The 22,096-nt window shown below is 75.1% G+C and carries 25 protein-coding genes; 7 read left to right on the top strand and 18 right to left on the bottom strand.

Translation table 11 applies throughout. The features are described 5' to 3' along the window. Positions 1 to 22 precede the first annotated feature (22 nt). Complete coding sequence (locus ABZW14_RS30120; protein ID WP_355353140.1) at positions 23 to 1,300, bottom strand: cupin domain-containing protein; 1,278 nt, start codon at positions 1,298 to 1,300, stop codon at positions 23 to 25. Positions 1,301 to 1,303: 3 nt separating this feature from the next. Further along, entirely contained in the window at positions 1,304 to 1,591 is a 288-nt protein-coding gene (locus ABZW14_RS30115) for a hypothetical protein (RefSeq protein ID WP_091266016.1), read from the bottom strand. Positions 1,592 to 1,790: 199 nt separating this feature from the next. Between ABZW14_RS30115 and ABZW14_RS30110 the strand changes: the two genes are divergently transcribed. Next, entirely contained in the window at positions 1,791 to 2,102 is a 312-nt protein-coding gene (locus ABZW14_RS30110; protein WP_355353136.1) for a hypothetical protein, read from the top strand. A gap of 9 nt (positions 2,103 to 2,111) precedes the next feature. Further along, on the top strand, positions 2,112 to 2,948 hold the full coding sequence (locus ABZW14_RS30105; protein WP_355353133.1) for a DUF72 domain-containing protein: 837 nt from the start codon (positions 2,112 to 2,114) through the stop codon (positions 2,946 to 2,948). Here ABZW14_RS30105 and ABZW14_RS30100 read toward each other — a convergent pair. The 9 genes from ABZW14_RS30100 to ABZW14_RS30060 form a co-directional block, all read right to left on the bottom strand. Continuing rightward, complete coding sequence (locus tag ABZW14_RS30100; RefSeq protein WP_355353130.1) at positions 2,905 to 3,333, bottom strand: DUF2267 domain-containing protein; 429 nt, start codon at positions 3,331 to 3,333, stop codon at positions 2,905 to 2,907. The genes ABZW14_RS30105 and ABZW14_RS30100 overlap by 44 nt on opposite strands. Before the next feature lie 297 nt (positions 3,334 to 3,630). Continuing rightward, positions 3,631 to 4,503: a DUF72 domain-containing protein gene (locus ABZW14_RS30095; RefSeq protein WP_355353127.1), complete on the bottom strand. Its 873-nt coding sequence runs from the start codon at positions 4,501 to 4,503 to the stop codon at positions 3,631 to 3,633. A 47-nt stretch (positions 4,504 to 4,550) separates the two neighbouring features. Next, positions 4,551 to 4,949, bottom strand: a complete 399-nt coding sequence (locus ABZW14_RS30090) for a TraR/DksA C4-type zinc finger protein (protein ID WP_355353124.1) — start codon at positions 4,947 to 4,949, stop codon at positions 4,551 to 4,553. 245 nt (positions 4,950 to 5,194) lie between these two features. Beyond that, positions 5,195 to 5,824, bottom strand: a complete 630-nt coding sequence (locus tag ABZW14_RS30085) for a uridine kinase (protein ID WP_355353121.1) — start codon at positions 5,822 to 5,824, stop codon at positions 5,195 to 5,197. 150 nt (positions 5,825 to 5,974) lie between these two features. Then, a complete protein-coding gene (locus ABZW14_RS30080) occupies positions 5,975 to 6,583 on the bottom strand; it encodes a winged helix-turn-helix domain-containing protein (RefSeq protein WP_355353118.1) in 609 nt (202 codons plus the stop codon). Positions 6,584 to 6,875: 292 nt separating this feature from the next. After that, positions 6,876 to 7,463: a winged helix-turn-helix domain-containing protein gene (locus ABZW14_RS30075; protein WP_355353115.1), complete on the bottom strand. Its 588-nt coding sequence runs from the start codon at positions 7,461 to 7,463 to the stop codon at positions 6,876 to 6,878. A 54-nt stretch (positions 7,464 to 7,517) separates the two neighbouring features. Beyond that, a complete protein-coding gene (locus ABZW14_RS30070) occupies positions 7,518 to 8,009 on the bottom strand; it encodes a rhodanese-like domain-containing protein (protein WP_355353112.1) in 492 nt (163 codons plus the stop codon). Between the two features lie 50 nt (positions 8,010 to 8,059). Continuing rightward, positions 8,060 to 8,503, bottom strand: a complete 444-nt coding sequence (locus ABZW14_RS30065) for a cysteine dioxygenase family protein (RefSeq protein ID WP_355353109.1) — start codon at positions 8,501 to 8,503, stop codon at positions 8,060 to 8,062. Positions 8,504 to 8,621: 118 nt separating this feature from the next. Next, positions 8,622 to 8,999, bottom strand: a complete 378-nt coding sequence (locus ABZW14_RS30060) for a signal peptidase I (RefSeq protein ID WP_355353106.1) — start codon at positions 8,997 to 8,999, stop codon at positions 8,622 to 8,624. A 67-nt stretch (positions 9,000 to 9,066) separates the two neighbouring features. Here ABZW14_RS30060 and ABZW14_RS30055 point away from each other — a divergent pair, with 67 nt between their 5' ends. After that, the gene (locus tag ABZW14_RS30055; protein ID WP_355353103.1) at positions 9,067 to 9,462 is read left to right on the top strand and encodes an ankyrin repeat domain-containing protein; all 396 of its coding nucleotides are present in this window, start codon (positions 9,067 to 9,069) and stop codon (positions 9,460 to 9,462) included. Between the two features lie 49 nt (positions 9,463 to 9,511). After that, positions 9,512 to 10,459: a DUF3500 domain-containing protein gene (locus tag ABZW14_RS30050; protein ID WP_355353101.1), complete on the top strand. Its 948-nt coding sequence runs from the start codon at positions 9,512 to 9,514 to the stop codon at positions 10,457 to 10,459. 6 nt (positions 10,460 to 10,465) lie between these two features. Here ABZW14_RS30050 and ABZW14_RS30045 read toward each other — a convergent pair whose 3' ends face one another. The 7 genes from ABZW14_RS30045 to ABZW14_RS30015 all read right to left on the bottom strand — a co-directional run bounded on the left by ABZW14_RS30045 (position 10,466) and on the right by ABZW14_RS30015 (position 19,074). Further along, the gene (locus tag ABZW14_RS30045) at positions 10,466 to 11,224 is read right to left on the bottom strand and encodes a class I SAM-dependent methyltransferase (RefSeq protein WP_355353098.1); all 759 of its coding nucleotides are present in this window, start codon (positions 11,222 to 11,224) and stop codon (positions 10,466 to 10,468) included. A 43-nt stretch (positions 11,225 to 11,267) separates the two neighbouring features. Then, the gene (locus ABZW14_RS30040) at positions 11,268 to 11,765 is read right to left on the bottom strand and encodes a DUF2231 domain-containing protein (RefSeq protein WP_355353095.1); all 498 of its coding nucleotides are present in this window, start codon (positions 11,763 to 11,765) and stop codon (positions 11,268 to 11,270) included. Positions 11,766 to 11,841: 76 nt separating this feature from the next. Next, positions 11,842 to 12,570 (bottom strand): GAF and ANTAR domain-containing protein, encoded by a 729-nt coding sequence (locus tag ABZW14_RS30035; protein ID WP_355353092.1) that lies wholly within the window; start codon positions 12,568 to 12,570, stop codon positions 11,842 to 11,844. A 201-nt stretch (positions 12,571 to 12,771) separates the two neighbouring features. Further along, positions 12,772 to 15,066 (bottom strand): accessory Sec system translocase SecA2, encoded by a 2,295-nt coding sequence (gene secA2, locus ABZW14_RS30030; RefSeq protein ID WP_355353089.1) that lies wholly within the window; start codon positions 15,064 to 15,066, stop codon positions 12,772 to 12,774. Between the two features lie 108 nt (positions 15,067 to 15,174). Continuing rightward, positions 15,175 to 16,923 carry an ABC transporter ATP-binding protein gene (locus tag ABZW14_RS30025; RefSeq protein WP_355353086.1) on the bottom strand — a complete coding sequence of 583 codons (1,749 nt, stop codon included), beginning with the start codon at positions 16,921 to 16,923 and terminating at the stop codon, positions 15,175 to 15,177. Positions 16,924 to 16,952: 29 nt separating this feature from the next. Next, on the bottom strand, positions 16,953 to 18,041 hold the full coding sequence (locus tag ABZW14_RS30020) for a zinc-binding dehydrogenase (RefSeq protein ID WP_355353083.1): 1,089 nt from the start codon (positions 18,039 to 18,041) through the stop codon (positions 16,953 to 16,955). After that, positions 18,034 to 19,074 carry a Gfo/Idh/MocA family oxidoreductase gene (locus ABZW14_RS30015; RefSeq protein ID WP_355353080.1) on the bottom strand — a complete coding sequence of 347 codons (1,041 nt, stop codon included), beginning with the start codon at positions 19,072 to 19,074 and terminating at the stop codon, positions 18,034 to 18,036. The genes ABZW14_RS30020 and ABZW14_RS30015 overlap by 8 nt, the downstream gene beginning before the upstream one ends. A 245-nt stretch (positions 19,075 to 19,319) precedes the next feature. Between ABZW14_RS30015 and ABZW14_RS30010 the strand changes: the two genes are divergently transcribed. From ABZW14_RS30010 to ABZW14_RS30000, 3 genes are all read left to right on the top strand, one after another. After that, a complete protein-coding gene (locus ABZW14_RS30010; protein WP_355353190.1) occupies positions 19,320 to 20,300 on the top strand; it encodes a glucosyl-3-phosphoglycerate synthase in 981 nt (326 codons plus the stop codon). 88 nt (positions 20,301 to 20,388) lie between these two features. Further along, on the top strand, positions 20,389 to 21,543 hold the full coding sequence (locus ABZW14_RS30005) for a glycosyltransferase (RefSeq protein WP_355353077.1): 1,155 nt from the start codon (positions 20,389 to 20,391) through the stop codon (positions 21,541 to 21,543). A 95-nt stretch (positions 21,544 to 21,638) separates the two neighbouring features. Then, positions 21,639 to 22,091 (top strand): DUF4383 domain-containing protein, encoded by a 453-nt coding sequence (locus tag ABZW14_RS30000; protein WP_355353187.1) that lies wholly within the window; start codon positions 21,639 to 21,641, stop codon positions 22,089 to 22,091. The last annotated feature ends 5 nt before the right edge of the window (positions 22,092 to 22,096 follow it).

Below are 22,096 nucleotides of genomic sequence, written 5' to 3'. Positions count from 1 at the left end.
CCGGGGCCGGGCGCGGGTGGGCTCAGGCGGGGGTCAGGACGGCTTCCTTCAGGAGGCGGCGGGTCAGGACCAGGCGGTCGGCGTCGTCGTCCAGGCCGGGCAGGTCGCCGACCCGGGTCACCTCGCCGGCGAGCAGCGCGCGCAGCGCCGGCTCGCAGGTGCCGGGCAGGGTGATGGTGCGGTCGAACAGGCGCAGCGCCACCTTGCCGTCGGCGGCCGGGGTGAGCTGCCAGCGCAGCCCCGCGCGGGGTGCGACCCGGCTGTCCGCGTCCAGCGCGGCCAGGGCGGCGGCCTGCGCGAGGGGCTTGATCGGCGCCGGACGGGCGGCCGGCCAGGCCCGGGCGCGCAGCCGCGCGGCCACCGCCGCGGGGTCGGCCCGCAGGAGCCAGTCGCGCAGCGCCTCGACGGTCTCGGTCACCTCCGGCTCGATGGCGTCCGGGTCGGCCACGTCGACGCCGAACGGCAGCCCGGCGCGCAGCCGGGCGTCCTCGGCGGCGAGCGCCAGCAGTTCCTCGACCAGGGCGTACCGGGTCAGCGCCCGGATGCCGACGGTCAGGTGCAGGGAGCTGCACTCCTGCGCCTGTGCGCTGTGCAGCCAGCCGCGGGGCAGGTAGAGCGCGTCGCCGGGTTCGAGCACGACGTCCAGCGCGGGGCGGCCCTCGGCGACCGCGGAGACCTCGTCGGCCCGGCCACCCCAGGGCTGCCTCTCCAGCGGGTCGGGCAGCACCGGCGGGTGGATCCGCCAGTGCTTGCGTCCGTCCACCTGGAGCACGAACACGTCGTGGGTGTCGTAGTGCGTGGCGAACCCCTGGTTGCCGGCCGGGGTCAGGTAGGCGTTGACCTGCAACGGCTGGGCCAGCGCGGTGCCCAGGTCGCGGGCGAAGTCGACAAGCGCCGGCCAGATGCGGTGCAGGCCCTGGAGGACCAGGGTGGCGCCGTCGGCGTACTGGGCCAGGATCTTCTCGTCGAGGACCTGGTCGCCGATCTCCGCGCCCGCGCCGCCGCCGCCGGTCCAGCGCGCCGCCGGCACGAGCTCGCCCTCCTTGGCCACCCGCAGGAACGGGGTACGCAGGCCGCGCCGGCTCAGCAGCTCGTCGGCGTCGGCGGGGCTGAGCAGGTCGATGAAGCCGGCCGGGTTGGGCAGCTCGGCGGCGCGGGACAGCAGCGGGCTGCGCCCCCAGTGGTCGGCGGCGAACTTGGCGGGCTCGACCGCCACGCAGCGCGCGAGGGCGTCGGCCGCGGAAGACGGAACCGCCGGGCGGCCGTGGCCACCCGGCGGGTCGAGGTGCGTCGCGGTCATGCGTCAGGCGCTGCCGTCGGCGCCACCGTCGCGCTGACCGGGGGTCGCGCCGCCGTCCGCCGGACCCTCGGCGCTGCCGTCCGCGCCACCGTCGTGCTGGCCCGGGGTCGCGCCGCCGTCGGCCGGGCCCTCCGCGCCGGCGTCGGCACCCTGGTCCCGGCCGCGCTCCGCGCCACGGTCCGCGCCGCCGTCGGCGCCCCCGTCCTGCTGGCCCGGGGTCGCGCCACCGTCGGCCGGGCCCTCGGCACCGCCGCCGCCGGTGGTCTGCATGTCGTCGTCGTTGAGTGCCATGGGTGCTCCCTCGGTGTGCCGCCCCTGGTCGGGGTCCGTGTGCAGCGGGTGGTACCCCTCGCCCGATCTTCTCTAACCACACCGTAGACGCCCGGGAGGTGCCGTACGGACGGTTCGCCGGGCCCCGCGCCGCTCGCCGGGCGGCGGGGCGCGCCCGGTGCCAGGATGGCGGAAAAGGGAGCGGGAGGGAGGGGTGGCCGTGGAACAGCCGGAGCCGTTGACGCCGCTGGCCGAGGACTGGCAGCGGGTACTCGCCGTGGTGGCCCACCCGGACGACCTGGAGTTCGGCGCAGCCGCCGCGGTGGCCCGCTGGACGGGGCAGGGCAAGCAGGCGGCCAGCTTCGACCGCGGGGTGGCCTCGCTGCGGGCGCACGGGGCGTACCTGAGCGGGTTGGGCGACGGCGGTTTCGACGCCGAGGAGTTCCTCGAGGGGCTGGCCCGGCCGGCCGGCACCCGGCTGGGCGTCCGGTACGGGGCCGCCTTCGAGGTGTTCCGGATCGACCTCGCGTAGGCGGCCGGGATGATCCTGGTCGGCACCTCGGGCTGGCAGTACCGGGACTGGCGGGAGCGCTTCTACCCGGCGAAGCTGCCGCAGCGGCTCTGGCTGGAGCACTTCGCCGCGCGGTTCGCCACGGTCGAGGTCAACAACGCCTTCTACCGGCTGCCCGAGCGGGACACCTTCGTGGCCTGGCGGGACCGCACCCCGGACGACTTCTGGGTGGCGGTGAAGATGAGCCGGTACCTCACCCACATCAAGCGGCTGCGGGAGCCGGCCGAGCCGGTGGCCCGCTTCCTGGACCGGGCCACGGGGCTGGGCGATCGGTTGGGCCCGGTGCTGGTGCAGCTGCCACCCACCATGCGGGCCGACCCGGCGGCCCTGGCCGCCACGCTGCGACTCTTCCCCGCGCAGGTGCGGGTGGCCGTGGAACCCCGGCACCCGTCCTGGTGGACCGACGACACCCGGCGTGTCCTGGAGCGCCACCGGGCGGCGCTGGTCTGGGCGGACCGGCTGAGTCGCCCGATCACCCCGCTGTGGCGCACCACCGACTTCGGCTACCTGCGGCTGCACGAGGGCCGGGCCCGGCCGTGGCCCCGCTACGGCCGCGCCGCGCTGGCCACCTGGGTACGCCGGCTGGCCGCCGCCTTCCCGGCCGGCGAGCCGGCGTACGTCTACTTCAACAACGACCCGGGCGGCGCGGCGATCGTCGACGCGGTGGCCTTCGCCGGGCTGGCCCGGCGGGCCGGGCTGCCGGTCACCCGCACGCCGCCGGCCCGCCCCGCCGGTGCGGCGGAGCGGGCCGGGACGGTGTCGGTCACGGAATCATCTGCACCAGGTCGCGGGGCATCGCGGACTTGACGTCCTCCCACTCGCCCTGGGTCACGTGCTTGCGCAGGGTGTCCAGCACCACCTGCACCACCCGCTCCGTACCGCCCTCCACGTCGTACGGGAAGCCCTGCCGGGCCTCGTAGAGGAAGTCGTCGCGGTTCAGCTTGATCGGCACGTTCTCCGGCTGCCAGCCGTCGAAGTAGACGCCGCGCAGCAGCACCGGCAACTGTTGGGCGAACTCGACACTCTGCCCCACCGGCATCCGGTCCCGCAGCAGGTGCAGCACGGTACGCATCGCCGCGTAGGACTGGTTGCGCTGCTCCTTCGGCCAGCCGTACGCCGACTCGATCTCCTTGAGCATCACGTTCGTCTTGTCCAGCGAGGACTCGAACGCGGAAATCATCTGCTCAGCCATCTGCCCACCCCCGTGCGTCGGTTTCCCAGCGTCGGTCGTCGGTGCGTCGCGGTGGCCCGCTGGGCCCTCGCCAGAGCCGGGTCGGGCTGAACCGACCGGGCCGGCCGCCCCGCCGGGGCACGTCGGAGTTCCCGACCACGTGCAGCACCCCGCCGCGACGGCGGTCCGCTACGACCCGCACCGTCATGACCCCACCTCCTCCTCGGCCGCGCGGTCGTGTCGGTCGACGGACCGCGCACACCCTCCATGCTGCTGGCGCCCGGGGTGAGGCGGCCTCACCCGGGCCGGGTGAACCCGTCAGCCGACGTCGAGGAGACCGGCGAGGGTGGTGGCGTTGCGCTGGGCGTAGTCGCGGTAGCAGTTGTTCATGAGCACCTGGGTGCGCTCCGCCTCGCCGGCCAGCTCGCGCAGTTTCGGCGCCCAGTCGCGCAGTTCCCGGTCGGAGTAGTCGTAGCCGAACTTCTCGTGGATGTCCTTGCTCGTCCACTTGTCGCTGTGCCCGTGGAAACGGACCACCGCGAGGTCCGCGGTGGCCGCCAGCACCGGGGGTACGGACGACTTGTGTCCCTGCGGCATGTCCACGCAGACGAACGGCAGCTCGTGTTCCCGCAGGAAGCCCAGCGTCTCCTCGGCGTTGTCGCCGTCGAACCAGGAGGCGTGCCGGAACTCGAAGACCGGGCGCAGCGGCGCGCACCGGCGTGCCACCTCGATCAGGTACTGCTTGTTGTCCCGCCGGATGGTGAACCAGGGCGGAAACTGGAAGAGGACGGCACCCAGCTTGCCCGCCTCGACCAGCGGGTCCAGGGCGGACAGGAAGCGGGTCCAGACCTCCTCGTACGCCTGCGGCGGCAGGTCGTCCGGGTAGAGGTTCTTCTTCTCCGTCTCCGGGCGCAGGTCCTTGTAGAGCGCCGAGACCCGGGTCGGGTGCCCGGTCAGCATGCTGAAGGCCTTGACGTTGAAGGTGAAGCCGGGCGGGGTGCGTTCCGCCCAGAGCCGCGCGGTCCGCTCCGCCGGCGGCGAGTAGTAGGTGGCGTCCACCTCGACCAGCGGGAACTGCCGGGCGTAGTAGGACAGCCGCTTCTCCGGGGTGTCGGCGCTCGCCGGGTACCAGCCGGAGTCCAGCAGGGTCCGGTCGGTCCAGGAGGCGGTGCCCACCTTGATGTCACCCATGTGGCGAGTCCACCGCTACCGGGACCGACCGGCAACCCGGGCGACGCTCAGGCCGCCCGCCGCTCCCGGGTCTGCTTGCAGGACACGCACGAGGTGGCGGACGGGAAGATCTCCAGGCGCTCCACGGGGATCGGCGCGGAGCAGCCCTCGCAGAAGCCGTAGGTGCCCTCGTCGAGGCGGGCGAGCGCGTGCTCGAACTGGGCACGCCGGTCGAGGATGCTGCGCAGCAGGGACTGTGCGGTGTCCCGCTCGGCGGTCTTGGTGCCGCTGTCGGCCTGGTCGTCGCCGGCGGTGTCGCCGACCTCGACCAGCCGGAGCACCTGGCTCTGCAGCACGGCCTGCTCGTACTCCGCGGTCAGCTCGTCGTACCGCGACGTCAGGGACTGCCGGATCTGGTCGACCTCCGCCTGGGAGCGGCCCGTGGCTGTCGTGTCGTGGACGAGCATCGCTGCCTGCCTTTCCTGGGGCCTCATAACACCTCCGGGGCGCGAGCGCCCCGGAACGTGGTCCGATGGATGCACGGGCGCGATCACCCGTGCTCTGTGAGCCGGGCGATTACCCACCCGCTCCGCCGATCAAACCGTGGATTTCCGCGTTCTTCATCGCCGTTCGTGCGCAGTTGCGCCGCCCGGTCCCGCCCGATACGGGCGGCTCCGGGGCCGGACGTCCGGATGCCGGTCGTCCGCCCGGGTCAGGCCGCCTCCACCAGGGCGGGGCGCCGGGGGTCGTCGGCGCGGACCACCACGTCGGCGAAGGAGGCGGGGTCGACCTCGTCGGCGTACCGGGCGAAGGCCGGCAGGGTCCAGCGCAGGTCGGGGTCGGTCCGCCGGTCCAGCGCTGCCGGGGAGAGCACCAGGTGGACGGTGACGTCGAACGGGAGCCCGCCGCCGAGCAGCAGTGCGCCGCTGACCAGGACCACCCCGCCGGGCGGCAGGTCGACGTACGCGGCGCGGCTGGCCCGGTCGGCGGCGGCGTCCCAGAGCGACGGGAGCAGCCGGCCCGAGCCGTCCGGGCCGGCCGGGTCGAGCACCTCCCGGCGCAGGCCGGCCTCGTCGACCCAGCCCTCGTAGTACGCGTCCGGGTTGGTCCGCCCGTGCTCCAGGCGGGTCGAGGCGGGCCGGAGGAAGTCGGCGGCCCGGACGTGCAGCGCCGGGCGGCCCGCGGCGCGCAGCGGGTCGACCAGGGCGGCGGCGAGAGCGTCCGGCTCGGCGGCCGGCGGGCCGTCCACGGCCACCCGCAGCCGGCCGGGCACGGTGGCGCCGGCGAGGCGGTCGGTCAGCTCGGCGACGAGCAGCTCGGGGGTGATGGGACGGACGCGCATCCGACCATCCTGCCCGGCCGCCGGGACGGCTCACCACGCGATCGGCCGGGCGGTAGCGGCTCCGTCCCTGCGGAACGGGTCACGGTGCGATCGGCCGGGCGGGCGGGGCTCCGTCCGGAGGCGATCGGCAGGTGACAAGCGGACCGGGCGTCAGCCGGTGCGGTCGATGGTGACCCGGGCGTCGTCGGCGAGCCGGTAACCGACGCCGTAGACGGTGGTGACCAGCGGGACGTCCACCCCGACCTTGCCGCGCAGCCGGCGCACGTGCACGTCGACGGTGCGGACGCCGGCGTGCTCGTAGCCCCAGACGGCATTGAGAAGTTGCAGGCGGGTGAACACCCGGCGGGGATGGGCCACGAGGTGCAGCAGCAGGTCGAACTCCAGCCGGGTCAGCGGCAGCGGCTCGCCGTCGCGGAGCACGGACCGGGACGCGGCCAGGATGTGCAGGGTCGGGATGGTCGGCGCGAGGGGGCGCGCCGGGGAGCGGCCGGCCGGCACCGGGTCGGGGCGGCGCTCGGCCGGCGCGGTGCCGGTGCTGATCACGGCGTCGCCGCGTTCGAGGAGCTCACGGGCCGCGTCGAGCAGCCGGCGGGCGGCCGGGGTGAGCGACTCCTCGCCGGCCAGCGGGATGTTCAGGGTCACCGTGAGCACGGGTGTCGGGGTGCTGGCGGGGCGACGCTGGCCGCCGGGGGGACGACCGGGAACCGCGGGTTGGGACGTATGCCATCCGGCGCGCGACGATGCGGGGCTGACCGACATGGTCCTCCTTGGCTGGTCCGGGTATCTCCCCACGGCCCGGGACGCCGCTTCATCGATGCTTCCCGGCGCCTGTGCGAGGGTCAAGGGGCGGCCGCGTTGCATGAATGTGACAATTGACGAACACATCGGAGCCGGATGCTCGCTCTGCGTACGAGGCCGAGTTGATTACAGCAGAGCGACGAGTTGACCCGTTACGGGGGGTCCCCGCCCGGTTCACAGTGGCCGGTGCGGGCGCGAACGTGAACGCGGCGTACCCGGGGACCGGGTACGCCGCGCACCGGCCGGCGAGGGCTCAGCGCTCGCGGTCCACCACGATCCGGGCCTCGTCGGCGAGCCGGTAGCCGATGCCGTAGACGGTGGTCACCAGCGGTGTGTCGACGCCGAGCTTGGCCCGCAGCCGGCGCACGTGGACGTCGACGGTGCGGGCCACCGCGTGCTCGTAGCCCCAGACGTTGGCGAGCAGTTGCAACCGTGTGAACACCCGCCGGGGATGCTCGGCGAGGAAGAGCAGCAGGTCGTACTCGATCCGGGTGAGGGCCACCTCGGCCCCGTCGTGGCGGACCCGGCGGGTGCCGGTCAGGAGGCGTACGGTGCCGGGCTCCTCGGCGCCGGTGGACGGCGCGGGCGGCTCCGGCGGCGCGGCCGCGCGGCGGAGGTCCAGCACGGCGCGGGCGGCCTGGTGCTCCTCGGGCCGGAGCAGACCCTCGCCGGAGGCGGCGAGTTCGTCCAGCAGGTCGACCAGCCGGGCCAGGCCGGGCGTCAGCGCGCCCGCGCCCAGGTCGAGGGTGATGGTGAGGGTCGGTGCGGTACGCGGCCGGTGCGGCGTGCGCTCGGGACGGCCCGGCCGGGCCGGACGGGAGGAGATGGCGACGACGGACATGGGAGCCTCCTGTGCGGGCGGTCGCCCCGCCCCGCCGGGGGTGCGGCGGGGCGGTCAGCGGGGCGCCCGGCCGGCGGTGACCGGGGGCGCGGTGGACGAGGGTCGGAGCGGCGGGGTGGGGCCGAGGGTGGGCAGGCCGGCGATGCGCCAGGCGGCGAAGCCGCCCGCCACGTCGGTGGCCCGGTGCAGGCCGAGGTCCTGGAGGGCGGCGGCGGCCAGCGACGAGGTGTAGCCCTCCTGGCAGAGGACGATCAATGGCACGTCGTAGTCGACGGCCTGCGGCAGCCGGGCCGCGCAGCGCGGGTCGAAGCGCCACTCCAGGACGTTGCGCTCGACGGAGAGGGCGCCCGGCACGGTGCCGTGGGCGGCGCGCTGGCCGGCCGGCCGGATGTCCACCAGCAGCGCCCCGCCCCGGACCGCGAGGTGGGCCTGCTCGGGGTCGAGCCGGCGCAGCCGGGCGCGGGCGGCGGCGAGGATCTCGTCGATGCTCCGCGAGCCGGGTGGCGGGACCGGACAGCTCTCGGTGCGAAGGGGGGTCTGCGCCATCGTGGCGTCCTTTCCGGGTGCGGCGGTCGGGGATGGGAGTGCGGGCCGGTTCACCAGGCGACCCCGGCCTCGGCCACCTCGGCGACCAGGAGCCGCCCGGCGTCGAGGCGGTAGCGGGTCATCCGGCGCAGCGCGGGCCGGTAGACGTGCACGCTGACCGCCGGCTCGGCATTCCGGTTGGTGACCACGTGGACGTGCCGGGAGCCGAAGCGCCGGCCGGCGCCCGGGGCGAGCCGGTGCGGCTGCAACCGGCCGCCGCCGACCGTCTCCTCGGTGAGGGTGCCGGCGACGACCAGGAAGGCGCCCGAGGAGCCGCCGTGGTCGTGCAGGTCGGTGCCCTGCCCGGGCAGCCAGCTCAGCGCCCAGACCTCGTGCTCGGCGTCGGCCGCGAGCCGCGCGTACCACCGCTCGGCGCGGTCGAAGCGCAGCGGCACGGGCCAGCGGGTCGGATCGGCCCAGCGGGCGGCGACGGCAAGCAGGTCGGAGCTGGTCATGGGCGGGGCGTCCTCACGGGTACGGGGGCGACGTTGCCCGCCCAGCATAGTCTTTAAACCCTATGGGTTTAGTAGGTAATACCGGATGCTGGGACAGCTCGGCCCGTACGTCGGGAGGTCAGCGCAGGACGGGCGGGTCCACCCGGTAACCGGGGACCGACGGCCAGCGCACGGTGAGCACCACCGACTCGCGCTCGGCGTACCAGGAGTGGTCGACGCCCCGGCCCCAGACCACGTAGTCGCCGGGCGTGCGCAGCACCACCGTGCGGTCCGCCAGCTCGACCCGGAACGCCCCGCTGATCAGCACCAGCAGGGCGGTACGCCGCTCGCCGGTGGCCCACCGCGAGCGGGTCTCCCCCGCCGGGTGCACGCCCCACTTCACCTCGACCTCGGTGCTGTGCCGGACGTCGCCCGGCGGCTTGAAGTGGCCCAGCAGCCAGCCCGCGTCGGTCGCCCCGTCCACCGCCGCGTTGCCGACGTACACCCGATCGTCCATTCGCGCCCCCCGTGCCGGCTCGGCAAGCTACCAGGCGGGGCCGGTGAGGGCCCACTAGCCTGGACGGATGTCCCAGGAACTCGACGCCGAGGCGCTCGCCTTCGCCCACCGGATGTTCGACCTGGCGCGCGCCGGGACGACCGACGAGCTGGCGGCGAACGTGGACGCGGGGCTGCCGGTCAACCTCACCAACGCCAAGGGCGACACGCTGCTCATCCTGGCCGCGTACCACGCCCACCCGGAGACCGTGGGCGCGCTGCTCGCCCGGGGCGCCGATCCCGCCCGGACCAACGACCGGGGGCAGACCGCGCTGGCCGCGGCCGTGTTCCGCCGTGACACCGAGGCGGTCCGGGCGCTGCTGGACGCCGGCGCCGACCCCGCGCACGGCGACCCGTCGGCGGTCGAGACCGCCCGCTTCTTCGACCTGCCCGAGATGCTCGCTCTCCTCGGCGACCGGAGCTGACCGGTCCGGTGGTGGGGCACGACCGGCGGCGGGGCGGTATACAGGGGCGGTGGAGGATCCCGTACCCGAGCAGATGCGCGCGGCGGCCGGCGCGCTGCTGGCGGCGCTCGACGAGCCGGCCCGGCAGCGGGCCCGGCACGACTTCGACGACGAGCCGGCACGCCGGTGGCTGGAGTACCGGCCCCGGCCCCGCCCCGGCGTCAGCCTCGCCGACCTGGACGGCACCGCCCGCAAGGCGGCCCACCGGCTCCTCGCCACCGCGCTCAGCCCCGCCGCGTACGCCCAGGCCATGGCTGTGGTGGCGCTGGAGGAGGTGCTCGACCGGGCGGAGGGCTGGCGGCGCGGCCGGCACAGCGGTGACTACTGGGTGGCCGTCTTCGGCGACCCGGCGCGCGACGACCGGTGGGCCTGGCGGTTCGAGGGGCACCACCTGTCGGTCAGCATGACCGTTGTCGACGACCAGGTCTCCCCCGCCCCGATCTTCCTCGGCGCGAACCCGGCCACCGTCCGGCACGCCGGCCGGCCGGTCTCCCGGCCGCTCGGCCCGGAGGAGGACCTGGCCCGGGAGCTGCTCGACGCGCTGGGGCCGGCCGGCCGGGCCGCCGCGGTCGTCGCCGACGACGCGCCGGCCGACATCATCAGCGCCACCCGGCCCACCGCGCCGGGGCGGCTCGACCCGCTCGGTGTGCCCCGGGGCCGGCTCACCCCGACGGGCCGGGCGCTGCTCGACCGGCTCGTGGCGCTCTACCTCGACCGGCTCCCGCCCGAGCTGGCGGCCCGGGAGGCGGGCCGGCTCGCCGGCGGTGAGCTGCACTTCGCCTGGGCCGGCCCGGCCGGGCCGGGCCAGCGGCACTACTACCGGATCCAGGGCGACGACCTGCTGATCGAATACGACAACACCACCGAGGACGGCAACCACGCGCACACCGTGCTGCGCCGCCCGGCCAGCGACTTCGGCGCCGACGTGCTGGCCGCCCACCGCGCCGCCGCGCACTGACCGGGGTCAGGGGCGGCGGGCCTCGATGAGGAAGCGCCGGGCGTGCGCCACGAACGGCCCCTCGGCGCGGATGCGCTCGTGCAGGCGGCGCAGCTCGGCGCGGTAGCGGTCGACGGTGAATCCGGGCACGGTCCAGACCACCTTGCGCAGGAACCAGACCACCGCGCCGACGTCGTGGAAGACGGTTCGCAGGGTGGCGGTGCGCAGGTCCACCACGGTCAGCCCGGCCGCCTCGGCGGCGGCGACCGCCTGCTCGGGGTGGCGGCTGGCCGGTGGCGGCAGCGGCCCGAGGACGGCCTCGCTCAGCTCGCGCACCGTGCCGGCGCCGATCTGCTGGGACAGGTAGCTGCCGCCGGGCCGCAGCACCCGGGCGATCTCGTCCCACCAGGTGTCCACCGGATGCCGGCTCACCACGAGGTCGAACGCGGCGTCGCGGAACGGCAGCGGCGGCCGGTCGGCCACCTGCACCACGGTGGCCCCGATCCGGCGCAGGCTGCGCCGGGCGACCGGCACGTTCGGCGGCCACGCCTCGGTGGCGACCAGGAGCGGCGGCGGGGCCGGGACCTCGGCCAGCACCTCTCCCCCGCCGGTGTCGATGTCCAGCGCGGCGCGCACGGCGGCCATCCGGGCGGCGACCAGGCGGGAGTAGCCCCAGGGCGGGCGTTCCTCGGTGGCCCGGCCGGCCAGCCAGGAGAAGTCCCAGCCCTCGACCGGCGCGGCCGCCCCCTCGGCGATCAGCTCGTCGGCGTCGTGTGTGGTGTTCACCGGCCGAGCCTGCCGACCGGCGCCGCCGGCCGGCAAGGTCTTTTCAGATCTTCGGAATCTCCACGGTCGCGCCGGGGATGTCCCGCAGCGCCTCGAAGCCGGTCGGCTCGACCGCCCGGCCCCGGTCGAACTGCCGCATCAGCCGGGCGCCCAGCCACACGCCCACCGAGCCCACGGCCAGGGCGAGCAGTTCGGTGGCCACCTCGACGCCGGTGGCGCCGCGCTGCGGCGCGTGGGCCCGGATCAGGCAGGTCAGCAGGAACAGCGCCGCCATCGCGGCGTTGACCAGGTTGAACGTGATCGCGGTCCGGCGGGTCCGCCCTGCCCGCACATCCCACAGGTCGACCATCCCGGCGACCGTCGCGAGCGCCGCGGCGACCAGGGCGGCGACCGCCGTCCAGTAGCCCACCTCGCCGAGGAAGGCCGGGCCGCCGGCGACGTCGGCCAGGTCGAAGACCGTGGCGCTGACGAACAGTCCGAACGGGAACGTCACCAGCATCGGTTGGATCGGGTGCCCCTGCACCCGCAGCCGGCTCTCCATTGGTCCCTCCCCAGGTCGGAGCAGCTCACCAGTCCAGGGTGCTACCCGAGGCCCACCGGGGCGAAACGAATGTCGCTCAGTTGTCCCGGGGCCGGGAGACGGTGAGCACGAGCCGCTCGGCCACCTCGCGAAGCGGTATGTCCAACGAGGAGGCCGCGCTGCGGAGCACGTCCAGGGCCTCCGGGGCGGGGCAGCCGCGCTGCGTCATGATCACGCCGACGGCCTGCCCGACGACGCCGTCGGCCAGCGCCGCGGTGTCGAGCTGGTCGGCCTGGGCGGCCCGCCGCTCCCGGTCCCGGACGGCGGCCAGGAGCAGCCCGGCGTGCTCGGCGAGGAGCATGGCGGTGAGCTGGTGCCGCGGGGTGAGCGCGGCGGCCGACGCGGCGTAGAGGTTGATGGCGCCGATCACCTGCTCGTCCACGTCCACCGGCGCGGAGATCACCCCGTGCACGCCCAGCCCGCGTGCCCGCTCCGCCCAGGCCGGCCAGCGCGTCTCCCCGGCCAGATCGTCCGCGGTGATCATCTCGCGCCGCCGGATGGCGGCCATGGCCGGTGTGTCCGGGCCGTGCCGCAGGTCGTCCAGCTCGGCCCGCTGCGGGTCGGAGGCGGCCACCCCGGCGGGCTCACCGGCGCGCAGCGCCGTGAAACCGCAGCAGTCGACGCCGGGCACGGCGTCGCGGGCGATCCGGACCAGCCGGGCCAGCGCCTCGTCGAAGTCGGCGACCGCGATCAGGCCGGCGGTCAGTTCCCGCAGCAGCGCGGCGGTCTCCAGCACCCCGAGCGGGTCGGTCACGGGGTCCCGCATGTCGACGTTCACCGGGCCACGGCCTCCGCAACCTCCGCGTCGGTCCACGCGGTGTATCCGTCCGGCGCCGTTGCCTGTCCCATGGTCGCTACTCTCCCTGACTCGAAGCCCCGGCCTACTACCCTCCCAAACCGGGATCGAAACCGCGCAAAGGGGTCCCTTCCGGCGCCGTACGTGCCGGAAGGGACCCCTCGCGGACGGTCAGCGGGAACCGGAGATGAGCCGCCGCCCCACCGAGGCGATGAGCCGGTCCAGCTCCGAGCCGAACGGGTTGTCGTGCACCAGATACGTCCAGGTGGCGCTCGGCCGCACCAGCTTGGCGGCGTCCGGCTCCCACCCGTCGGAGAACTCGGTCTCCTCGAAGGTGGCGATGGTCCGGGTCTCGATCTCCGGCACCAGCGCGTTGAACGCCGGCACGGCGCTGCGGTGGAACTCGTCCAGCGGGTCGAGCCGCCCCAGCGCCCGCAGGTGCACACCCTCGCGGATCTCGGACAGCTCGGCCAGGTGATCGGCCCAGAGCCGGTCCAGGTGGTAGAGGGCGATCGTGCGGGCCACCTCGGCGAGCAGGTCCTCGTCCATCTCGCCGGCCTTCTCGGGCACCCGCTCCAGCAGCATCAGCGCGGCGATGTCGCTGGTCAGCAGGCGCTCCCGGCGCTCGGCGAGCGCCTTGCGCTGCTGCTCGATCACCACGCTGTAGCGCCAGGTGTTCCGGTGGATCTCGTGGTTGACGCCCTCGGCGACCCGCTGGGCGTGCTCCACGGCGTAGTCGACCTGCGGATCGGTGACCAGGCCGTCGGCGTTCATCCGCGGCGAGGCCGGGACGGTGTCGCCGGCGTGCCGGACGACCAGGTCGTCCTCCAGGCTCACGAAGAAGACCGAACCACCGGGGTCGCCCTGCCGGCCGGCGCGGCCACGGAGCTGGTCGTCGACCCGGCGGCTGTCGTGCCGGCCGCTGCCAATCACGTAGAGGCCGCCCAGCTCGGCGACCCGCTCCTGGTCGGCCTGGTCGCTGCCGCCCAGCCGGATGTCCACGCCCCGGCCGGCCATCTGCGTGGAGACGGTCACCGAGCCGTACGCGCCGGCCTCGGCGATGATCCCCGCCTCCTCGTCGTCGTTCTTGGCGTTGAGCACCACGCACGGGACCCCGGCCGCGTGCAGCCCCGCGGCGAGGCCCTCGGACTCCTTGACGTCGAGGGTGCCGACCAGCACCGGGCGCCCGGCCTCGTGACAGCGCCGGATCTCGTCGATCAGCGCCTCCTCCTTCTCGGCCCGGGTGGCATAGATCCGGTCCGGCTCGTCCTCGCGCACGCACGGGGTGTTCGGCGGGATCACCGCCACCTCGAGGCCGAAGAACTCGCGGAGCTGGTCGCCGACGAGGACCGCGGTGGCGGTCATCCCGCAGACCTTCGGGTAGAGCGCGATGTAGGCCTGCACGGTGATGGTGCCCAGCACCTCGCCCTCGGCGGTGGCGTCCAGGCCCTCCTTGGCCTCGACCGCCGCCTGGAGCCCGTCCGGCCAGCGGCGGCGCTGGGCCACCCGGCCGCGCATCTCGTCGATCAGCTCGACCGAGGACTCCCGGACGATGTAGTCGACGTCGCGGTGCAGCAGGGCGTGGGCGTGCAGCGCCACGTTGACCGCGGAGAGCTGCCCGACGTGCTCCTCGTCGTAGAGGTCGATGCCGCCCATCTTGGCCTCGACGGTGGCCAGGCCGGCCGAGGTGAAGGCGACGCTGCGACCGTCCTCGGCGACCGTGTAGTGCTTGCCCTTGCGCAGGCCGCGCACCAGCGCGGCGGCGGCGTGCACGGGGTCCTGCTCGCCGGGGACCGCGCCGGCGAGGACCATCGGCACCCGGGCCTCGTCGATGAGGATCGAGTCGGCCTCGTCCACGATCGCGGTACCCATGGGCGGCTGGACCCGGTCGGCCAGGTCGGTGACGAGCTGGTCGCGGAGGAAGTCGAAGCCGGCCTCGCTGACCGCCACATAGGTGACGTCACAGGCGTAGGCGGCGCGCCGCTCCTCGGGGGTGGACGCCTCGTTGACCCAGCCGACGGTGAGCCCGAGCAGGGCGTAGACCGGGCCCATCCACTCGGCGTCGCGGCGGGCCAGGTAGTCGTTGACGGTGAGCACGTGCACGGGGCCGTTGCCCATCCGGACGTGCCCGTAGGCGGCGACGGTCGCGGTCAGCGTCTTGCCCTCACCGGTGGCCATCTCGGCGACCTTGCCGGACAGCAGCGCCATGGCGCCGAGCAGCTGGACATCGTACGGCCGCTGGTCGAGGCCGCGGCGGGCCGCCTCGCGGCCGATCGCGCAGATCTCCTCGTAGCCTGCGGCCTGCCCGGCCGCCTCGGTCAGCTCCGCGTCGGAGAGCTTCTCCAGCTCCGCCTCGCGGGCCTCGATCGCCGGCAGCAGCTTCTCCAGCGGGGCCAGGTCGACGGTCGTTCCCGGGCGCTGGAGGAACCGCCGGAACCTGGTCTTCAGACGTTGCGACACACCCATGAGCGGCAACGGTACGCGAATCGGAGCCGATTGTGACACCCATGCGGCCCCACTGCCGGACGGTGCCCGAATTTCGGCATGTTTCCGCAGGTCAGGACGTTTTACCGCCTACCCGACGAGGAGCTGGTGGGTGGCCAGCTCGCGGTAGAGCGGGCTGGCCGAGGTCAGCTCGTCGTGGGTGCCCACGGCGACCACCCGGCCGGCGTCCAGCACCACGATCTGGTCGGCGTCGACCACCGTGGAGAGGCGGTGCGCCACGATCAGCAGGGTGCGGCGCACCGCGACGGCGTCGATGGCCCGGCGCAGCGCGGCCTCGTTGCGGGAGTCGAGGTTGCTGGTCGGCTCGTCGAGCAGCAGCACCGGCGGTCCGGCCAGCAGCGCCCGGGCGATCGCGAGCCGCTGCCGCTCCCCGCCGGAGAGCAGCACGCCACCCTCGCCGACCTGCACGTCCAGCCCGTCGGCCGTACGCTCCGCCAGGTGCCCGAGGTTGACCTCGTCGAGCACCGCGCGCAGCCGGTCGTCGGTGGCGTCCGGCGCGGTGATCAGCAGGTTGTCCCGGAGCGTGCCGGCGAGCACCGGGGCCTCCTGCTCGACGTAGCCGAGCCGGGCCCGCAGCGCGTCCCGGGGCAGGTCGCGCACGTCGACCCCGTCCAGGCGCAGCGCGCCCCCGGTCACCTCGTAGAAGCGCTCGACCAGGGCGAGCAGGGTGGACTTGCCGGCGCCCGACGGGCCGACCAGCGCGGTGCGGGTGCCGGCCGGCACGGTGAAGCTCACCTCGTGCAGCACCGGCGGGCCGCCCGGATAGCCGAAGCCGACCCGGTCGAACTCGAGCGTCGCCGGCCCGGTCGCGCGGGGCCGGCCGGTGATCCGCGCCGGCCGCTCGTCGGCCCCCTCCCCCGGCACGGCGAGGATCTCCTCGATCCGGGCCAGCGCGCCGAGCCCGCTCTGCAACTGGGTGTACGCGTGCACGGCCTGCCCGAGCGGCAGCACCAGGAAGAACAGGAACATCACGAACGCCACGAGGTCGCCCACGCTGATCGCCCCGGCCGCCACCCGCGCCCCGCCCACGGCCAGCACCAGCAGGAACGCGCCCTGCGTGGTGACCGTGCCGGCCGGACCCACCACGGCCTGCGCCCGGGCCACCCGCAGCCCCGCCGCGTACGCCTCCGTGGCGCTCGCCACCACGGTCGCCGTCTCCCGCCGCTCGGCCCGGCTGGCCCGGATGGTCCGGGCGGCGGAGATGGCCCGCTCGACGGCGGAGGTCATCTCGCCGACCCGTTCCTGGGCGCGGCGGGCCAGCCCGCGGACCCGCCGGGCGACGGTGAGGGCGAAGCCGACGCCGGCCGCGACAGCGGCGAGGGTCACCCCGAACAGCAGCGGGTCCAGCAGCAGCATGGCGATGCCGGCGCCGAGCACCATGACCCCGCCGGTGACGGTCTCGAAGAGGCCGGAGGTGACCACCGCCCGCAGCAGCGTGGTGTCCGCGCCGACCCGGGAGAGCAGGTCGCCGGTGCGGCGCCGGTCGTACTCGGCGATCGGCAGGCGCAGCAGGTGCCCGGCGAGCCGCCGCCGGGTGCCCAGCACGAGCCCCTCGGCGGTGCGCTGGAGCAGGTAGTCGCGGAGCCCGCCGAGCAGCGCGCCGGCCACCACGAGGGCCACCAGGCCGGCGACCAGGGCGGCCGCCGGGCGGCCGGCGGTGATCCGGTCGAGCACGCCCCGGGTGAGCAGGGGCTGCGCCAGCGCCGCGGCGGCGCCGGTGAACGACAGCGCGCCCACCGCAACGAGGGTGCCCCGGTGGGCGCGCAGGTAGGGCAGCAGGGCGGCGAGCCCGGGCGGGCGGCCGGCGTCGGTGCTCATGGCAGCACGGTAACCGGGCCGGCCCAGGCTCAGCCGGTGAGCACCACCTGCAGCTCGGACCGGCGCCGCTCGGCCAGGTCGGTGAGCACCGCCGGCGCCTCCTCCAGCGGCACCACGGCGGAGACGAGGTGCTTGCGGATCAGGTCGCCGTACTGGCGCAGCAGCTCGACGGTCTCGGCGGAGAGCCGCTCCCGGTCCCAGGTGGGGGCCAGCCCGCGCGGGACCCGGCCGATCTGGGCGCAGCGCAGCGACAGGCCGTTGTGGTGGAACTCCTCGCCCAGCCGGACCGCGTCCGCGCCGGCCTGGTAGAACGCCAGGTCGATCACCGTGCCCTGCGGGCGCAGCAGGCGCAGCGCGAGCTGGAGCGCCCAGTCCTGGCCGCGGCACTGGAAGACCACGTCCGCGCCCCGGTCGCCGGCGGCATGGTTCCAGCGGGTCTTCAGCACCACGGCCGGGTCGTCCGCCGCGGGGTCGAGGGTCTCCAGGCCGAGCGCCTCGGCCGCCTCCCGCCGGGCCGGGGTGGGGTCCAGGACCACCACGGAGGCGGCGCCGTGCCGCCGGGCCAGCAGCGCGGTGAGCAGCGCCACCACCCCGCTGCCGACCACCGCCACCCGCCGCCCCCGCACCCCGTCGCCGAGCGAGCGGACGTCGGTGCCGCACACGTCGGCGGCGGCGTGCAGCAGGCCGTTGGCGCAGATCGGGCCCATGTGGGCGACGTAGACGCCGAGCAGCGGGTCGAGGTCGTCGGGCAGCGGCACGAACCGCTCGGCGACCGGGTCGGCGACGTAGCCGCTGCGGTGGCCGTAGGTCATGGCGCCGACCGTGCCCACGGCGACGGCCGGGGTGCGGCTCTCCACCACCCGCCCGACCTGCATGTAGCCGAGCCGGGTGACCGGGTACGGCGTGCCGGCGCCGCCGGGCCGGAACAGGCCGAGGTCGGCGTTCCAGGTGACGTGCAGATAGGGGTTGGTGCCCTTGACGTAGCTCAGCTCGGTGCCGGCCGAGACCCCGCTGTAGAGGGTCTCCACCCGGAACGTGCCCTCGCGCAGCTCGGCCGCGTCCTGCTCGACCAGCTCGACCCGGCCCGGCCCGCTGACCACCACCACCCGGTCACGCATCGACGGTCACCCCCGTCGGCCCGGCCGGCGTGGCGTCGGCGACCGCGGCGGTGAGCCGCGCGGCCGGCCCGGTGGGCAGCGCCACCGCCCGTCCGGTACGCGCCGACTCGGCCACCGCCACGGCGAGCCGCTGCGTGCGCAGGGCCTCGGCGTACGGGACCCGGACGTCGTCGCCGATCCCCCGTACCGCGTCGACGAAGGCCCGGTCGACGGCCACCCGGGCGCCGTCGGGGTCGGCGGGCAGGTGCCGCTCGCCGTCGCCGTCGCAGACGGTCAGGCCGTCCTCGGCCAGCGACAGGGCCAGGCCGTCGGCGAGGATCTCCAGGCCGGCCCGGTGCTTCCAGCCCAGCACGCAGGCCGCCGCGAGCGTGCCGACCGCGCCGGAGGCGAAGCGCAGGGTGGCGGCCGTGACCGAGTCGATGTCCGCGCCGTCGACCGGCGGCGGGGTGCCGTCGCCGTACGCGGTCACCTCGGTCGCCTCGCCCACCAGCAGCCGGACCAGGTCCAGCACGTGCGCGGCCTGCTCGACGACCGGGCCACCGGAGCGGTCCCGCCGGGCCCACCAGGCGACCGGCGGCACCTTGTCCAGCCAGGCCCCGTTGACCATCCGCACCGGACGGCCGTCCAGCAGCCGCCGGGCCTCCTCGACCACGTGCAGGTAACGCCAGTGGTGGCCCACCCCGGTGAGCAGGCCACGCCGCTCGACCAGCGCGGCGACCCGCTCCGCGGTCTCCAGGTCCAGCGCCACCGGCTTCTCCACGAACATCGGCACCCCGGCGGCGATCACCGCCTCCTCGACCGGGCCGTGCGCGAATGGCGGCACGCAGACGTACACGGCGTCCGGGCCGGCGGCGAGCAGGTCGTCCACGTCGCGGAAGGCCCGGGCGCCGTGCGCGCCGGCGAGCGCCTCCGCCGCGTCCGGGGCGACGTCGGTCACCCCGAGCAGTTCCACGTCCTCGAAGCCGGTCAACACGCGGGCATGGCGCTGCGCCACCCCGCCGGCTCCGACCAGTCCCACCCGGCACGCGCGCATACTCCCGACCCTTCCACGACGGCACACTGCCGAGAGCACTCCCCGGACGGGGGCGTGGCCAAACGCGGACGGGCCCGCAATCAGACGTTCACCGCGCGGGAACCGACCGGTACCCGACTGGTGATCAGGTGTTCGGCATGATCCGGTTAGCACGGGCGGCGAACTGGGCAAACCAGGAGCCCGTGGTTCCGCCACAACCTGGGAGTGTGCCTGTGCGGGATACAGAGTCGGTCGTCTCACCCGTGGTGGAGGCCTGGGCCACGTACCGCACCACGTCCGCCGGCGACTGGCCGGCACGCCGCCTCGTGCGGGCCAAGGGCGCGAGCCGGGTCAGCGTCGTGCTGCCGGCGCGCGACGAGGAGGCGACCGTCGGCGCGATCGTGTCGACGATCCGCCAGCACCTCATGGACCGGGTGCCGCTGGTGGACGAGCTGATCGTGGTGGACTCGCGGTCCACCGACCGGACCGCGCAGGTGGCGCGCGCGGCCGGCGCCGAGGTGGTCAGCCAGGACGCGATGACGCGCGGGCTGCCCCGGCTCACCGGCAAGGGGGACGCGCTCTGGGCCGGGCTGGCGGCCGCGGAGGGCGACGTGGTCGCGTTCATCGACGCCGACCTGCGGGAGTTCCGGCCGCACTTCGTCACCGGGCTGCTCGGGCCGCTGCTCACCGACCCGTCGGTCGACTTCGTGAAGGGCTTCTACCACCGGCCCCTGGTGGGGGCGACCGGGGTGGAGGCCGACGGCGGGGGCCGGGTGACCGAACTGACGGCCCGGCCGCTGCTGAACCTGTTCTGGCCGGAGCTGGCGGGCTTCGTGCAGCCGCTCGCCGGCGAGTACGCGGGCCGCCGCGACGTGCTGGCGCAGGTGCCGTTCGTGTCCGGCTACGGCGTCGAGACGGCCATGCTCATCGACCTGCTGGAACTGGTCGGGCTGGACTCGCTGGCCCAGGTCGACCTGGGCGAGCGCAAGCACCGGCACCAGGACACCGCGGCGCTGGGCCGGATGTCCGCGCAGATCCTGCTGACCGTCTGGTCCCGGCTGCAGCGGCGCGGCTGGGCGGTGCCGGGCGTCGAGCCGACCGCCCTGCTCACGCAGTTCCGGCGGGGCGGCACGGACGCGCTGCCCAACCTGGACCGCGAGATCGTGGTCAGCGACGTCTCGATCGAGGAGCGGCCGCCGCTGGCGCAGCTGCGGCACCGGGTGCCACGGCGACGGGTCGCGGCGTGAGCGCGAGAAGTGAGCCGGGTTGGCGGGCCCCGCGGTCGCGCACCGGAACGAACGGCATGAGGGCCGCCCGAGGAAGGGACCGCGCACGATGACTCTCACCGTCCTGATGAACGCCGGTCCCTGGTTGTCCGTGCCGCCGCCCGGCTACGGCGGGATCGAGAACGTGGTCGCCACCCTGGTGCCGGAGCTGCGGCGGCTCGGCGTGCGGGTGGTGCTCGCCTCGGTGGACAGCAGCACCCTGCCGGTCGACGAGAAGATCTCGGTCTTCCCCGACGGGCAGTTCCACGCGCTGCAACGGCCGTACAACCAGGTCTGCGGGGTGGCCCAGGCGCACCTGCACGGGGTGGTCCGCGCGCTGCACACCCGCGACGACATCGACCTGGTGCACGACCACGTGGAGGCGGCCGGGCTGGCCACCCTGACGGCGATGGGCCCGGACGCCCCACCGGCGCTGCACACCCTGCACTGGGACCTGGCCAAGCACCCGGAGCTGTACGGCAACCTCGACGGCGGCGACCGGGTACGGGTCAACGGCGTCTCCGCCGCGCAGCTCGCCCGGGCGCCACGGGCCCTCCAGGAGCACTCCGTCGGCCACGTGCACCTGTCCACCCCCCTCGCGGTCGGGGCGGACCGCCGCCCGCCGGTCGAGAAGGGTGAGCACGTGGTCATCCTGGGCCGGATCAACCCGGGGAAGGGGCAGGACCTGGGCGCGCGGCTGGCGCGGCAGGTCGGCTTCCCGCTGGTGCTGGCCGGCCCGGTCGGCCCGTACCACCGGCCGGAGGACCTGGCCGCGGCGGGCGACGAGGCCCGGCAGAACCCGGACGTGCGGTTCTTCTACGACCGGGTGGCCCCGCACGTCGACGGCGACCTGGTGCGCTGGGTCGGCACGGTCGCCGGGCAGGAGCGCGACGACCTGGTGGCCGGTGCGCGGGCCTCGCTGTTCCCGCTGCGCTGGGAGGAGCCGGGCGGCACCGCGGTGGTCGAGTCGCTCGCGCTCGGCACGCCGGTGGTCGCCACCGCCCGGGGCTGCCTGCCCGAGCTGATCGAGCACGGCCGCACCGGGCTGCTCGCCGGCGACGAGGAGGAGCTGGGCGACCTGGTGCTGGCCGCCGGGCTGCTCGAGGAGGACGAGTGCCGGCGTGAGGCGGCCGCCCGGTTCACCCCGGAGCTGATGGCCCAGCGGTACGTGGAGCTGTACGAGGGGGTCCGCCGGCTCGCCGCCCGGTCGTTGCAGCCCGCCTGAGCCGGACGGTTCGCGGCGGGCGGCGTTTGCCCCCGGTGTGCCCGGGAAAGCCGCCCGGTCCCTTGTCTGGCGAGGAGGCCGGCATGACGAACTCGATGGCCCACTCCCGTGGGCGACGCAACCCGGCCGACGGCCGGGCGCCGGTACGCCGGGCCGCGGCGACCGTCGGCGTGCTCTTCCTGGTGATCGGCGTGCTGGGCTTCATCCCCGGCATCACCACCGACTACTACGACCTGAAGTTCGCCGGGCACGACTCCGAGGCGAAGCTGCTCGGGTTGTTCCAGGTCTCGGTGCTGCACAACATCGTGCACCTGCTGTTCGGCATCGCCGGCCTGCTGCTGGCCCGGACGGTCTCCGGGGCCCGGACGTTCCTGATCGGCGGTGGCGCGATCTACCTCGTGCTCTGGCTCTACGGCCTGGTGGTCGACCACAACAGCGGCGCGAACTTCATCCCGCTCAACGGCGCCGACAACTGGCTGCACTTCCTGCTCGGGATCGGCATGATCGCCCTCGGACTGGTCACCACCCGGGGTGGGAATCGCCGCTGACCGCC

The sequence above is a fragment of the Micromonospora sp. NPDC004551 genome, from assembly GCF_040609975.1.
In the GTDB taxonomy this organism is placed as follows: Bacteria; Actinomycetota; Actinomycetes; order Mycobacteriales; family Micromonosporaceae; genus Micromonospora.
This window is presented reverse-complemented; position numbering and strand designations above follow the sequence as displayed.

Excerpts from the sequence above, each read along its gene's own strand:
- ABZW14_RS30025 (WP_355353086.1), bottom strand. The coding sequence starts at position 16,923 with ATGAGCACCGACGCCGGCCGCCCGCCCGGGCTCGCCGCCCTGCTGCCC.
- ABZW14_RS30035 (WP_355353092.1), bottom strand. The coding sequence starts at position 12,570 with ATGCGGGACCCCGTGACCGACCCGCTCGGGGTGCTGGAGACCGCCGCG.
- ABZW14_RS30115 (WP_091266016.1), bottom strand. The coding sequence starts at position 1,591 with ATGGCACTCAACGACGACGACATGCAGACCACCGGCGGCGGCGGTGCC.
- ABZW14_RS30100 (WP_355353130.1), bottom strand. The coding sequence starts at position 3,333 with ATGGCTGAGCAGATGATTTCCGCGTTCGAGTCCTCGCTGGACAAGACG.
- ABZW14_RS30095 (WP_355353127.1), bottom strand. The coding sequence starts at position 4,503 with ATGGGTGACATCAAGGTGGGCACCGCCTCCTGGACCGACCGGACCCTG.
- ABZW14_RS30000 (WP_355353187.1), top strand. The coding sequence starts at position 21,639 with ATGGCCCACTCCCGTGGGCGACGCAACCCGGCCGACGGCCGGGCGCCG.
- ABZW14_RS30065 (WP_355353109.1), bottom strand. The coding sequence starts at position 8,503 with ATGACCAGCTCCGACCTGCTTGCCGTCGCCGCCCGCTGGGCCGATCCG.
- ABZW14_RS30120 (WP_355353140.1), bottom strand. The coding sequence starts at position 1,300 with ATGACCGCGACGCACCTCGACCCGCCGGGTGGCCACGGCCGCCCGGCG.
- ABZW14_RS30055 (WP_355353103.1), top strand. The coding sequence starts at position 9,067 with ATGTCCCAGGAACTCGACGCCGAGGCGCTCGCCTTCGCCCACCGGATG.
- ABZW14_RS30075 (WP_355353115.1), bottom strand. The coding sequence starts at position 7,463 with ATGTCCGTCGTCGCCATCTCCTCCCGTCCGGCCCGGCCGGGCCGTCCC.
- ABZW14_RS30040 (WP_355353095.1), bottom strand. The coding sequence starts at position 11,765 with ATGGAGAGCCGGCTGCGGGTGCAGGGGCACCCGATCCAACCGATGCTG.
- ABZW14_RS30070 (WP_355353112.1), bottom strand. The coding sequence starts at position 8,009 with ATGGCGCAGACCCCCCTTCGCACCGAGAGCTGTCCGGTCCCGCCACCC.
- ABZW14_RS30105 (WP_355353133.1), top strand. The coding sequence starts at position 2,112 with ATGATCCTGGTCGGCACCTCGGGCTGGCAGTACCGGGACTGGCGGGAG.
- secA2 (WP_355353089.1), bottom strand. The coding sequence starts at position 15,066 with ATGGGTGTGTCGCAACGTCTGAAGACCAGGTTCCGGCGGTTCCTCCAG.
- ABZW14_RS30060 (WP_355353106.1), bottom strand. The coding sequence starts at position 8,999 with ATGGACGATCGGGTGTACGTCGGCAACGCGGCGGTGGACGGGGCGACC.
- ABZW14_RS30080 (WP_355353118.1), bottom strand. The coding sequence starts at position 6,583 with ATGTCGGTCAGCCCCGCATCGTCGCGCGCCGGATGGCATACGTCCCAA.
- ABZW14_RS30020 (WP_355353083.1), bottom strand. The coding sequence starts at position 18,041 with ATGCGTGACCGGGTGGTGGTGGTCAGCGGGCCGGGCCGGGTCGAGCTG.
- ABZW14_RS30015 (WP_355353080.1), bottom strand. The coding sequence starts at position 19,074 with ATGCGCGCGTGCCGGGTGGGACTGGTCGGAGCCGGCGGGGTGGCGCAG.
- ABZW14_RS30085 (WP_355353121.1), bottom strand. The coding sequence starts at position 5,824 with ATGCGCGTCCGTCCCATCACCCCCGAGCTGCTCGTCGCCGAGCTGACC.
- ABZW14_RS30005 (WP_355353077.1), top strand. The coding sequence starts at position 20,389 with ATGACTCTCACCGTCCTGATGAACGCCGGTCCCTGGTTGTCCGTGCCG.
- ABZW14_RS30090 (WP_355353124.1), bottom strand. The coding sequence starts at position 4,949 with ATGCTCGTCCACGACACGACAGCCACGGGCCGCTCCCAGGCGGAGGTC.